Source organism: Pseudomonas sp. SWRI18 (assembly GCF_014268345.1).
Classification (GTDB): domain Bacteria; phylum Pseudomonadota; class Gammaproteobacteria; order Pseudomonadales; family Pseudomonadaceae; genus Aquipseudomonas; species Aquipseudomonas cedrina.
In genome coordinates, this window is sequence record NZ_JACCQQ010000029.1 from 27941 (window position 1) to 41243 (window position 13303).

General features: G+C 62.0%; 11 protein-coding genes. All 11 read left to right on the forward strand.

Annotated elements, in window-relative coordinates:
- Window positions 1-192 precede the first annotated feature (192 nt).
- Window positions 193-2130, forward strand: a complete 1938-nt coding sequence (iolC, locus tag H0Z09_RS24605; protein ID WP_186694181.1) for a 5-dehydro-2-deoxygluconokinase — start codon at window positions 193-195, stop codon at window positions 2128-2130.
- A gap of 148 nt (window positions 2131-2278) precedes the next feature.
- Window positions 2279-3172: a myo-inosose-2 dehydratase gene (iolE, locus tag H0Z09_RS24610; RefSeq protein WP_186694183.1), complete on the forward strand. Its 894-nt coding sequence runs from the start codon at window positions 2279-2281 to the stop codon at window positions 3170-3172.
- The gene (gene iolB, locus H0Z09_RS24615; protein ID WP_186694185.1) at window positions 3169-3957 is read left to right on the forward strand and encodes a 5-deoxy-glucuronate isomerase; all 789 of its coding nucleotides are present in this window, start codon (window positions 3169-3171) and stop codon (window positions 3955-3957) included. Before iolE ends, iolB begins: the two co-directional genes overlap by 4 nt.
- A gap of 26 nt (window positions 3958-3983) precedes the next feature.
- Window positions 3984-4805: a TIM barrel protein gene (locus H0Z09_RS24620; RefSeq protein ID WP_186694187.1), complete on the forward strand. Its 822-nt coding sequence runs from the start codon at window positions 3984-3986 to the stop codon at window positions 4803-4805.
- Between the two features lie 150 nt (window positions 4806-4955).
- Entirely contained in the window at window positions 4956-6887 is a 1932-nt protein-coding gene (gene iolD, locus H0Z09_RS24625; RefSeq protein ID WP_186694188.1) for a 3D-(3,5/4)-trihydroxycyclohexane-1,2-dione acylhydrolase (decyclizing), read from the forward strand.
- Window positions 6888-6906: 19 nt separating this feature from the next.
- Window positions 6907-7932 (forward strand): Gfo/Idh/MocA family oxidoreductase, encoded by a 1026-nt coding sequence (locus tag H0Z09_RS24630; RefSeq protein ID WP_186694189.1) that lies wholly within the window; start codon window positions 6907-6909, stop codon window positions 7930-7932.
- Between the two features lie 155 nt (window positions 7933-8087).
- A complete protein-coding gene (locus H0Z09_RS24635; protein ID WP_186694190.1) occupies window positions 8088-9116 on the forward strand; it encodes a Gfo/Idh/MocA family oxidoreductase in 1029 nt (342 codons plus the stop codon).
- A gap of 151 nt (window positions 9117-9267) precedes the next feature.
- On the forward strand, window positions 9268-9447 hold the full coding sequence (locus H0Z09_RS24640) for a hypothetical protein (protein WP_076952495.1): 180 nt from the start codon (window positions 9268-9270) through the stop codon (window positions 9445-9447).
- A 60-nt stretch (window positions 9448-9507) separates the two neighbouring features.
- Complete coding sequence (locus tag H0Z09_RS24645) at window positions 9508-10443, forward strand: sugar ABC transporter substrate-binding protein (protein WP_186694191.1); 936 nt, start codon at window positions 9508-9510, stop codon at window positions 10441-10443.
- A gap of 65 nt (window positions 10444-10508) precedes the next feature.
- Window positions 10509-12062, forward strand: a complete 1554-nt coding sequence (locus H0Z09_RS24650) for a sugar ABC transporter ATP-binding protein (protein WP_076952493.1) — start codon at window positions 10509-10511, stop codon at window positions 12060-12062.
- Window positions 12063-12087: 25 nt separating this feature from the next.
- Complete coding sequence (locus H0Z09_RS24655; protein WP_076952492.1) at window positions 12088-13110, forward strand: ABC transporter permease; 1023 nt, start codon at window positions 12088-12090, stop codon at window positions 13108-13110.
- Window positions 13111-13303 lie beyond the last annotated feature (193 nt).

Genomic DNA, 13303 nt, shown 5'->3' on the forward strand with positions numbered 1-13303 from the left:
CGCGGCCTGCTGAAACGATGCAGTGGGGCTGGAATGATCCTGTACAAGCTTAATGGAAAAAATATTCCACTAAAAAAATATATGGAATAAATATTGATTGGCGCCGCCGGACGTTCTAGTCTGCTTGCACCAAGAGCGTTTGCCGTCGCCACGGCGGTACAACGCAGGCTGATAAAAATAACAGGAGCCAGCATGGGCCAGACTCGTTTTGCCAGTGGGCGTCAATTGGATCTGATTTGCCTCGGGCGCCTGGGCGTCGACCTTTACGCACAGCAAGTGGGCGCGCGGCTTGAGGACGTTGCAAGCTTCGCCAAGTACCTCGGCGGTTCCTCCGCCAATATCGCTTTCGGCACCGCAAGGCTCGGGCTCAAGTCGGCCATGCTGAGCCGGGTCGGCGACGACCATATGGGCCGCTTCCTGGTGGAATCCCTGGCCCGTGAAGGCTGCGATGTCAGCGGTATCAAGGTCGACCCGGAGCGCCTCACCGCCCTGGTGCTGCTGGGCCTCAAGGACCGCGAAACCTTCCCCCTGGTGTTCTACCGCGAAAACTGCGCCGACATGGCCCTGCGCGCCGAAGACATCCATGAAGATTTTATTGCTTCGAGCAAGGCGCTGCTGATCACCGGCACGCATTTCTCCACCGACGGCGTCTACAAGGCCAGCATTCAGGCCCTGGATTACGCCGCGCGGCACAACGTCAAGCGCGTGCTGGATATCGACTACCGCCCGGTGCTGTGGGGCCTGGCGGGCAAGGCAGATGGCGAGACCCGGTTTGTCGCCGACCAGAATGTGAGCCAGCATGTGCAGAAAATCCTGCCGCGCTTTGACCTGATCGTCGGCACCGAAGAAGAATTCCTGATCGCCGGCGGCAGTGAAGACTTGCTCACCGCCCTGCGTAAAGTGCGCGAACTGACCCCGGCGACCCTGGTGGTCAAGCTCGGTCCGCAGGGTTGCACGGTGATCCACGGTGCCATCCCGGCACAGCTCGAAGACGGTGCCATTTATCCCGGTGTGCGCGTTGAAGTGCTCAATGTACTGGGTGCCGGCGATGCTTTCATGTCGGGCTTCCTCAGCGGCTGGATCAACGATGCCAGCGATGAACGTTGCAGCCAGTTGGCCAACGCCTGCGGCGGCCTGGTCGTTTCGCGCCACGCCTGCGCCCCGGCCATGCCGACCCCTGCGGAGCTGGAGTACCTGTTCAACAGTCCGGTGCCGATCACCCGGCCCGACCAGGACGTGACCCTGCAACGCCTGCACCGTGTGACGGTGCCGCGCAAGGCCTGGAAGCAGCTGTTCGTGTTTGCCTTCGACCACCGCTGGCAATTGGTGGAACTGGCGCAAAAAGGCGGCCAGGCGCCTGAGCGCATCAGTGACGCCAAGCAACTGTTTATCCAGGCCATCGAGCGTGTCGAGCGCAAACTGAGCGAGCAGGGCGTCGACGCCGATGTGGGCCTGCTCGCCGACCAGCGCTTCGGCCAGGACGCACTCAACGCCGCCAGCGGTCGCGGCTGGTGGATCGCGCGCCCGGTGGAAGTGCAGAACTCGCGGCCCCTGGCGTTCGAACATGGACGCTCGATTGGCAGCAACCTGATCGCCTGGCCCCAGGAACAAATCATCAAGTGCCTGGTGCAATTTCACCCCGACGACGAGCCGCTGCTGCGCCTGGAGCAGGAAGCGCAACTCAAGGCGGTCTACGAGGCCTCGATCGTCAGCGGCCATGAATTGCTGCTGGAAGTCATCCCGCCCAAGGATCATCCGTCCACTTACCCGGACGTGCTCTACCGCAGCCTCAAACGCCTCTACAACCTGGGCATCTACCCGGCGTGGTGGAAGATCGAGGCGCAGTCGGCCGAAGACTGGCAGCGCTTGGACGAGCTGATTCATGAGCGCGACCCGTACTGCCGTGGCGTGGTGCTGCTGGGCCTGAATGCCTCGGCCGAATGCCTCGCCGAAGGCTTCCGGCAGGCACGCCTGAGCACCACCTGCCGGGGCTTTGCCGTGGGCCGCACGATTTTCCAGGAGCCGAGCCGTTTGTGGATGGCGGGGGAGATTGATGATGAGACCCTGATCCAGCGTGTCCAGGCGACTTTCGAACAGCTGATCAATGCCTGGCGCAGCGCTAGAAATTAAACACGATCAAATGTGGGAGCGGGCTTGCTCGCGAAAGCGGTGTGTCAGGCAACAATTCTGTAACTGAACCACCGCTTTCGCGAGCAAGCCCGCTCCCACATAAAGCAGATCCCAGTGATCTCAGGCTAAAACAATAAAAGGTGCAGCCATGCCCGCAATCCGAATTGGCATCAACCCGATCTCCTGGAGCAACGACGACCTCCCGGCCCTGGGCGGCGAGACGCCCCTGAGCACCGCCCTGAGCGAAGGCAAGGAAATCGGCTACGAAGGTTTCGAACTCAACGGTAAATTCCCCAAGGACGCCAAGGGCGTCGGCGATGTATTGCGCCCGTACGACCTGGCCTTGGTCTCCGGCTGGTATTCCAGCCGCCTGGCGCGGCGTTCGGTAGCGGAAGAAATCGAGGCCATCGCCGGCCATGTCGAATTGTTGAAACACAACGGCGCCAAGGTACTGGTCTACGGCGAGGTCGCCGATTCGATCCAGGGTTCGCACATCCGCCTGATCGAACGCCCGCGCTTTCACAGCGAGCAGGCCTGGCAGGACTATGCGGACAAACTCACTGAACTGGCGCGCTTTACCCTGTCCCAGGGCGTGCGCCTGGCTTACCACCACCACATGGGCGCCTACGTCGAATCCCCGGAAGACATCGACCAGTTGATGAAACGCACGGGCCCCGAAGTCGGCCTGCTGTTCGATTCGGGCCACTGCTACATGGGTGGCGGTGAACCGCTTGAGGTGTTGCGCAAACACATCGACCGCATCTGCCACGTGCATTTCAAGGACGTGCGCAAAGCGGTGGTGCAGCTGGCGCGCAACCAGATGTGGAGCTTTCCCGATTGCATCGTCAACGGCACCTTTACTGTGCCGGGCGATGGCGATATCGACTTCGCCGCATTGCTCGATGTGCTGCTGGCCGCGAAATATGAAGGCTGGCTGGTGGTCGAGGCCGAGCAGGACCCGGCGGTAGCGCCCAGCTATATCTATGCGAAAAAAGGCTATGACACGTTACGTGCTCTTTTGAATGAGAGGACCGGAAAATGAGCTTGTTGGTCAAAGGCAGCAAAGGCGGCAAAACCCTGGTCGCCCTCGAAGAAGGCCGCCTGGAGTATGTGGGTTTTCGCGCCTACCGCCTGAGCCTGGGCGAAACCCTGCCGGTCAGCGCCGGCGACAAAGAGCTGTGCCTGGTACTGCTCAGCGGCCGCGTGAATATCGAGGGCGAAGGTTTCAACTGGCAGAACCTGGGGGACCGCCAATCGGTCTTCGAAGACAAATCGCCGTTCGCCGCGTACCTGCCGCCGGGCACCGACGCCCAGGTCACCGCCTTGAGCGATGTGCAGATCGCCGTCTGCGCGGCACCCGGCGCGCAAGGCTACGCGCCGCGCCTGATTCGCCCGGAAAACTGCAAGCGCAGCGTGCGCGGCAAAGGCGCCAATACCCGCTACGTGTGCGACATCCTGCCCGACAGCGAGCCGGCGCACTCGTTGCTGGTGGTGGAGGTGCGCACACCGTCCGGGCATTCGTCGAGCTACCCGCCGCACAAGCACGATACCGACGACCTGCCGCACCAGAGCTTCCTGGAAGAAACCTACTACCACCAGGTCAACCCGCCCCAAGGCTTCGTGTTCCAGCGCGTCTACACCGACGACCGCAGCATCGACCAGGCCATGGCCGTGGAAAACAGCGACCTGGTGGTGGTGCCCAAGGGCTATCACCCGGTCAGCGTGCCGTATGGCTACGAGTCCTATTACCTGAACGTGATGGCCGGCCCCAAGCGCGCCTGGCATTTCCACAACGACCCGCAGCACAGTTGGCTGCTGGACCTCTAAGCGGTTCCGGACGGAGAACAATAACAATGAAGTCGCCTTTACGCTTTGCCCTGAACCGCATGGTCGCGCCGCACCTGTCCCTGCCGGATTTCATCCAGTTGGCCGCCACGCTCAAGTGCGATGCCATCGAGATCCGCAATGACCTGGCGGACCGCCAAATCGAATTCGGCACCCCGGCCAGCCGCGTGCGCGAACTGTGCGCGGCGCAGGGCATTACGGTGCTGTCGATCAACGCGCTGTACCCGTTTGATCTGTGGAACGATGAACGCCGTGCCCAGGCTATCGCACTGGCGACCTACGCCCGCGAATGTGGCGCCCAGGGCCTGGTGATGTGCCCGTTCAATGAACCTGGCGACACGCGCAACGAAGCCCAGCGCGCGGCCGGCCTGCGCACCGCCCTGAGCGAGCTGGCGCCGATCCTGCGCGAGTACGCGATCATGGGGTTCATCGAGCCCCTGGGCTTTGAAGAGTGCGCCATGCGGCGCAAGCGCGTGGCAGTGGAGGCGATCAAGTCCATCGGCGGCCTGGATGTGTTTCGCCTGGTGCATGACACCTTCCATCATCACCTGGCCGGCGAACAGGAGTTCTTCCCGGAACTGACCGGACTGGTGCATATCTCCGGCGTGGAAGATGCCGAGGCGCCGCTCAATGCGATACGCGACGGCCACCGCGTGCTGGTGGGCGAGGGCGATATCCTCGGCAACGCGGCGCAGATCGACACCTTGCTCGGCACCGGCTACAGCGGCTACCTGTCGTTCGAGCCGTTTGCCGAGAGCGTGCATGGGTTGGCGGATATCCGGCAGGCGTTGGGCGCGAGCATGGCCCACCTGCAAAACTCCCGGACCTGACGCCGGCCAAACTGTGGGAGCGGGCTTGCTCGCGAATGCGGTGGGTCAGTAAATGAATCAGGTGACTGACACTAAGCATTCGCGAGCAAGCCCGCTCCCACAGGGGATTGCTGTTGATCGACAGATGTGTATTCACACAAGGTGCGCGAGATGACCACAACACGATTGACCATGGCCCAGGCCCTGGTGAAGTTCCTGGATAACCAATACATCGAAGTCGACGGCGTGCAGAGCAAGTTCGTCGCCGGCGTATTCACTATTTTCGGCCATGGCAACGTGCTGGGCCTGGGCCAGGCCCTGGAGCAGGACAGCGGTGACCTGGTCGTCCACCAGGGCCGCAACGAGCAGGGCATGGCCCATGCCGCCATCGGTTTCGCCAAGCAGCACCTGCGCCGCAAGATCTACGCGTGCACCGCGTCGGTAGGCCCCGGCGCCGCCAACATGCTCACCGCCGCCGCGACCGCCACGGCCAACCGCATCCCGTTGTTGCTGTTGCCGGGCGATGTCTACGCCAGCCGCCAGCCCGACCCGGTGCTGCAACAGATCGAACAGTTCCATGACTTGAGCATCAGCACCAACGACGCGTTCCGCTCGGTGAGTAAATACTGGGACCGCATCAACCGCCCCGAGCAGTTGATGAGCGCCGCGATCCACGCCATGCGCGTGCTCACCGACCCGGCCGAAACCGGCGCCGTGACCCTGGCCTTGCCTCAGGACGTACAGGCCGAAGCCTGGGACTATCCGGATTACTTCCTGCAAAAACGCGTGCACCGCATCGACCGTCGCCCGGCCACCGCCGCGATGATCGCCGATGCGCTGGCCGCCTTTGACGGCAAGCGCAAACCGCTGATCATCTGTGGCGGCGGCGTGAAGTATTCCGGCGCCAATGCTGCGCTGCAGGCCTTTGCCGAGCGTTTTGATATCCCCTTCGCCGAAACCCAGGCCGGCAAAAGCGCGGTGCTTTCCAGTCACCCGCTGAACGTGGGCGGGATCGGCGAAACCGGCTGCCTGGCGGCGAACCTGCTGGCGCCCGAGGCCGACCTGATCATTGGTATCGGCACGCGCTATACCGACTTCACCACCTCGTCCAAGTCGTTGTTCAAGCACCCCGAGGTGACGTTTCTCAACCTCAATATCAGCCCCTGCGATGCCTTGAAGCTCGACGGCGTGCAGGTGCTGGCCGACGCGCGAGTCGCCCTGCAAGCGCTCGCCGATGCGCTGGGGGATTACCGTTCCGGTTGGGGCCAGCAGGTCACTGACGCCAGGGCGCAGTTGGACGCCGAAGTGGATCGTGTGCATCAGGTGGAGTATGCCGGCGACGGCTTCGTGCCCGAGGTCGACGACCACCTGGACCGCGCGGTGCTGCGTGAATTCATCGAGCTGACCGGCTCCTGCCTGACCCAAAGCCGCGTGCTGGGCGTGCTCAACCAGACCCTGGCCGACGACGCAATCATCGTCGCCGCCGCCGGCAGCCTGCCCGGCGACCTGCAGCGTGCCTGGCGCAGCAAGGGCGTGAACACCTACCACGTCGAATACGGCTATTCATGCATGGGCTACGAGATCAATGCCGCCCTGGGCGTGAAACTCGCCGAGCCGACCAAAGAGGTCTACGCCCTGGTGGGTGACGGCTCCTACATGATGCTGCATTCGGAGCTGGCGACCTCGATCCAGGAGCGGCGCAAGATCAACGTGGTGCTGCTCGACAACATGGCCTTCGGCTGCATCAACAACCTGCAGATCGGCAACGGCATGGACAGCTTCGGCACCGAGTTCCGCTTTCGCAACCCAGAGAGCGGCAAGCTCGACGGCGGCCTGGTGCCGGTGGATTTCGCCATGAGCGCGGCGGCCTACGGCTGCAAGACCTACAAGGTCAGCACCGTGGAACACCTCGAAGCGGCCCTGGCCGATGCGCGCACGCAGACGGTGTCGACGCTGATCGACATCAAGGTGCTGCCCAAGACCATGGTCCACGGCTACCTGTCGTGGTGGCGGGTCGGGGTGGCGCAGGTGTCCACCAGCGAACGCACGAACGCCGCCGCGAAAAAACTCAATGAACAATTGGCAAAAGCCCGGCAGTACTAATAACAAAAGGAGTGTTTGCATGTCTTTGCTTTCTAATTCACTGCGCATAGGTGTCATCGGTACGGGCGCCATCGGCCGCGACCATATTCGCCGTTGCAGCCAAACCTTGCTCAACAGCCAAGTGGTGGCGGTGACCGACATCAACCTTGAACAAGCGGCCAAGGTGGTCGCCGAGTTGAAGCTGGACGCCGAGGTGTACGCGGACGGCCATGCGCTGATTCAGTCGCCGCAGGTCGAGGCGGTCCTGGTCACCTCGTGGGGCCCGAGCCATGAAGAGTTCGTGCTGGCAGCCATCGCCGCCGGCAAGCCGGTGTTCTGCGAAAAACCCCTGGCCGTCACCGCCGAGGGCTGCCGCCGGATCGTCGAGGCCGAAGTGGCCCATGGCAAGCGCCTGGTGCAGGTCGGTTTCATGCGCCCGTACGACGAAGGCTACCGCGCCCTCAAGGCCGTGATCGACAGCGGCCAGATCGGCGAGCCCCTGATGCTGCACTGCGCGCACCGCAACCCGACGGTGGGCGAGAACTACAAGACCGACATGGCGATCACCGACACCTTGATCCACGAGCTGGACGTGCTGCGCTGGTTGCTCAATGACGACTACGTGTCGGTGCAAGTGGTGTTCCCGCGCAAGTCGAGCAAGGCGCTGGCTCATCTGCGCGACCCACAGATCGTGTTGCTGGAAACCGCCAAGGGCACGCGCATCGATGTGGAGGTCTTCGTCAACTGCCAGTACGGCTACGACATCCAGTGCGAAGTGGTGGGGGAGACCGGCATCGCCAAGTTGCCGGAGCCGTCCCAGGTGCAACTGCGCAGCGGGGCCAAGCTGTCCAACGCGATCCTGATGGACTGGAAGGACCGCTTTATCGGTGCCTATGACGTGGAGTTGCAGGCATTTATCGACAGCGTGCGCGCCGGCCAGGTCGGTGGGCCGTCGGCGTGGGATGGTTTTGCCGCGGCGGTGGCGGCGGATGCGTGCATTGAAGCCCAGGGCAGCGAGCAGATTGTGAAGGTCAGCTTGCCGGAGCGGCCGCGCTTTTACGGCTGAACCACAATCCCAAAGTGGAATGCAGTCAGTGTGGGAGCTGGCTTGCCTGCGATAGCGGTGTGTCAGGGCAAAAATCCGCCATTGACAGACCGCTATCGCAGGCAAGCCAGCTCCCACATTTGAATTGGGTTTGCACTTCATATAAGGCGTGAGTTATGCGAATCGGACTAGTCGGCTACGGCCACGGCGGGCGTTTCTTCCACGCCCCGTTACTGGCAACCCTGCCAGGCGCAACCTTTGTCGGCGTGGTGACCCGTTCACCCGAACGCCGCCAGCAATTGCACACCGATCACCCCGGCGTGAAAGCCTTCGACTCCATCGGCCAGATCGTTGAAGCCGGCGTCGATGCGCTGGTCATTTCCACCACCCTCAAAGGCCGCCCGGCGCTGGTGCTGGAGGCTATTGAGCACGGCGTGGCGGTGGTGAGCGACAAACCCTTCGCCGCCAATGCCGAGCAGGCCCAGGCGCTGATCACCGCCGCCGAGCGCCATGAGGTGCTGCTGAGCGTCTACCAGAACCGGCGCTGGGACTCGGATTACCTGACCCTGCGCAAACTCATCGACGCCGGCGCCCTCGGCCAGGTCAGCCGTTTCGAATCCCGCGTGGAGCGCTACAGCCCACAAGTGGTGGGCAATGCCAGCGGCGGCGGGTGGTTGCGCGACCTGGGCAGCCACTTGGTGGACCAGGCGCTGCAACTGTTCGGCCCGGTGGAGCGGGTCTTTGCGCAGTTGCATTACACCGCCGAACACCCCAGCGTCGACCACGGTTTCTTCGTCTCCCTGACCCACGCCAATGGCGTGATTTCCCACCTGTGGGGCAATGCCCTGCAAAACTGCCAGGCGCCGCGTTTTCGTGTGAGTGGCAGTTTGGGCTGTTACACCGTCGACGGCCTGGATGGTCAGGAAGAAGCGCTGATGGCCGGCAAATCACCAAAAACCGAAGGCGAGCACTGGGGCGCCGAGGAGCATCGGCGCTGGGGCTGGTTCGAACAAGGGCCGGAGCGCGAACGGGTACCGTCAGAGAAGGGTTGCTGGACGCAGTTCTATCGCCAGTTGCAAGCAGCTGTGCAAGGGCAGGGACCGTTACCGGTGGATGCCCATGACGCGCTGGAAACCACCCGCGTATTGGACGCCGCGCGTCTCAGCGCGGGGCGTCGGCAGGTCATCGAGATGGTGGCGCTGTAGGAGGTTTCCACAAAAATAGAACAAAATTCTAAAAGATGTTGATATGGAAATTTTTTTCCAATAAAGTCTTTTCCAGGTTGCAGAAAGTACGTTCGGACGCGATTCGGGCGACTCAACAAAAACAAGATCAAAAACAACCAGGTACCGTCAGATGAAAATCTTCAACGCTGTACTGCGAGTTCTACGCCCTGCCCACACGCCACGCGGTCTGCCCCGCGCCCGGCCGTTCTACTTCTCCTTTCTCAACGTGCTGTGCGTCGAAAACCAAGGCGCGCTGGTGTGCTGCATTCCGGGAGCACCGGTGGTTCGACTGCCGTCATCTTCGCTCTGAGCTCATATCTGATAAACGCTACGTCCAAAAAACCAACAAGAAAGTGGAGACAGACCGTTCATGAAGACCCCGATCCGTTTTACCGCGCTGGCCCTGTCGTTGATGCTGGGCAGCGGTGTGGCGTGCGCCGCCGACCTCAAAGTGGGCGTGAGCATGTCCGCGTTCGATGACACCTTCCTGACCTACCTGCGTGAAGACATGGACAAGCAAGCCAAGTCCTACCCCAAGGGTGACGGCGTGCAATTGCAGTTCGAAGACGCGCGCGCCGACGTGGTCAAGCAACTGAGCCAGGTCGAGAATTTTATCAGCCAGAAGGTCGATGCCATCATCGTCAACCCGGTGGATACCGCGTCGACCAAGAACATCATCAATGCCGCCACCAAGGCGGGCATTCCGTTGGTGTTCGTCAATCGCCGTCCCGACCAGAAAGACTTGCCCAAGGGCGTGGTAGCGGTGACTTCCGATGACCTCGAAGCGGGCAGGATGCAAATGCAGTACATCGCCGAAAAGATGGGCGGCAAGGGCAAAATCGTGATTTTGCTGGGTGACCTGGCCAACAATGCCACCACCAATCGGACCAAAGGCGTGAAAGAGGTTCTGGCTAAATACCCCGACATCAAGATTGAGCAGGAACAGACCGGTACCTGGCTGCGTGACCGTGGCATGACCCTGGTCAACGACTGGCTGACCCAGGGCCGCGAGTTCAACGCCGTGCTGGCCAACAACGACGAAATGGCGATCGGTGCATCCATGGCCCTCAAGTCCGCGGGTACCAAGCCGGGCAGCGTGTTGATCGCGGGGGTCGATGGCACGCCGGACGGTTTGAATGCGATCACCAAGGGCGACATGGCCGCTTCGGCGTTCCAGGACGCCAAGGGGCAAGCGGTCGGTTCGGTGGAAGCTGCGCGCAAGATGGCCAGGAACGAGCCGGTCGAGCAGAACGTGATCATCCCGTACCAATTGATCACCCCGGACAACGTCAAAGACTTCAAATAGCCCCGACATAACAACAATAAGCCGGCAGGGCGGTCACGGCCGTCCTGCAGAAGGAGAACTTCCCTATGCTCGCTCAAGCGACGTCTTCCCAGCCTCCCGGTACGCTGTCCCCTGAGCTGGAAGAACCCTACCTGTTGGAAATCGTCAACGTCAGCAAAGGCTTTCCCGGCGTTGTTGCCTTGGCGGACGTGCAATTGCGCGTACGCCCAGGCTCGGTCCTGGCGCTGATGGGCGAGAACGGTGCCGGCAAATCAACCCTGATGAAAATCATCGCCGGTATCTACCAGCCCGACGCCGGCCAGATTCGCCTGCGCGGCAAGCCGATCCGCTTTGACACGCCGCTGGACGCCCAAAAGGCCGGCATCGCGATGATCCACCAGGAACTCAACCTGATGCCGCACATGAGCATCGCCGAGAACATCTGGATCGGCCGCGAGCAGCTCAACGGCCTGCACATGGTCAACCACCGCGAAATGCACCGCTGCACCGCCGAGTTGCTGGCGCGCCTGCGCATCAACCTGGACCCCGAGGAACAGGTGGGCAACCTGAGCATCGCCGAGCGGCAGATGGTCGAGATTGCCAAGGCCGTGTCCTACGATTCCGACATCCTGATCATGGATGAACCGACGTCGGCGATTACCGAGAAGGAAGTGGCCCACCTGTTTTCGATCATTGCCGACCTCAAGTCCCAGGGCAAAGGCATCGTCTACATCACCCACAAAATGAACGAAGTGTTTGCCATCGCCGATGAAGTGGCGGTGTTCCGCGACGGCCAGTACATCGGCCTGCAGCGTGCCGACAGCATGAACAGCGACAGCCTTATTTCGATGATGGTGGGGCGTGAGCTGAGCCAGCTGTTCCCGGTGCGCGAAACGCCGATCGGCGATTTGCTGCTGTCGGTGCGCGACCTGCGCCTGGACGGCGTGTTCAAGGACGTGTCGTTCGACCTGCACGCCGGGGAAATCCTCGGCATCGCCGGCTTGATGGGCTCGGGCCGCACCAATGTGGCGGAAACCATTTTCGGCATTACCCCAAGCAGCGGCGGGCAGATCACCCTCGACGGCGAACCGGTGCGCATCACCGACCCGCACATGGCCATCGAGAAGGGCTTTGCGCTGTTGACCGAGGACCGCAAGCTCAGTGGCCTGTTCCCGTGCCTGTCGGTGCTGGAAAACATGGAGATGGCCGTGCTGCCGCACTATTCGGGCAATGGTTTTATCCAGCAAAAAGCCCTGCGCGCGCTGTGCGAAGACATGTGCAAGAAATTGCGGGTGAAAACCCCGTCTCTTGAGCAGTGCATCGACACCTTGTCCGGCGGGAACCAGCAAAAGGCCTTGCTCGCGCGCTGGCTGATGACCAACCCACGCCTGCTGATCCTGGATGAGCCGACCCGCGGCATCGACGTCGGCGCCAAGGCTGAGATCTACCGCTTGATTGCCTTCCTTGCCAGCGAAGGCATGGCGGTGATCATGATTTCCTCGGAGCTGCCCGAAGTGCTGGGCATGAGCGACCGGGTGATGGTGATGCACGAAGGCGAACTGATGGGCACCCTGGACCGCAGCGAAGCGACCCAGGAAAAAGTCATGCAGTTGGCTTCCGGAATGACGGCCGTCCACTGACTACAGAATAAGAAGGTAATTGGCTATGAACGCAATAACAGACAACAAGCCTGCCACGGCCCCGGCCAAGCAACGGCGTCGCTTGCCCACCGAGCTGAGTATCTTCCTGGTGCTGATCGGCATCGGCCTGGTGTTTGAGCTGTTCGGCTGGATCGTGCGTGACCAGAGCTTCCTGATGAACTCCCAGCGCCTGGTGCTGATGATCCTGCAAGTGTCGATCATTGGCCTGCTGGCGATTGGTGTGACCCAGGTCATCATCACCACCGGCATCGACTTGTCCTCGGGCTCGGTACTCGCGCTGTCGGCGATGATCGCTGCCAGCCTGGCGCAAACTTCTGACTTTTCCCGGGCGGTGTTTCCGAGCCTGACCGACCTGCCGGTGTGGATCCCGGTGGCGATGGGCCTTGGCGTGGGACTTCTGGCGGGGGCGATCAATGGCAGCATCATCGCCGTCACGGGCATCCCGCCGTTCATTGCCACCCTGGGCATGATGGTGTCGGCCCGTGGCCTGGCGCGTTACTACACCGAAGGCCAGCCGGTGAGCATGCTCTCGGACTCCTACACGGCGATTGGCCATGGCGCGATGCCGGTGATCATCTTCCTGGTGGTGGCGGTGATCTTCCATATCGCCCTGCGCTACACCAAGTACGGCAAGTACACCTACGCCATCGGCGGCAACATGCAGGCGGCGCGCACCTCGGGCATCAACGTCAAGCGCCACCTGATCATCGTCTACAGCATCGCCGGTTTGCTCGCAGGCCTGGCCGGTGTGGTGGCTTCGGCACGCGCCGCCACCGGCCAGGCCGGCATGGGCATGTCCTACGAGCTGGATGCGATCGCCGCCGCGGTGATCGGCGGTACCAGCCTGGCGGGTGGGGTAGGGCGCATCACCGGCACCGTGATCGGCGCGCTGATCCTGGGGGTGATGGCCAGCGGGTTCACCTTTGTCGGGGTGGACGCGTATATCCAGGACATCATCAAAGGCCTGATCATTGTGGTGGCGGTGGTGATCGACCAGTACCGCAACAAGCGCAAGCTCAAGCGCTGAATCGAAGGCAGACCCATCCTGTGAAGCCTCCCAGGTGGCATTCCCATGCGGAGCGTGGGAGCGTGGGAGCGATCAAAGCGTGGGAACGATAAAAAAGACCGAAATTTTCTGTAGTGAGCGGGCTTGTCCCGCGCTGGGCTGCGAAGCAGCCCCAAACCAGGCGACCCAGTACCTGAAACTTGGCTGTGTCTTT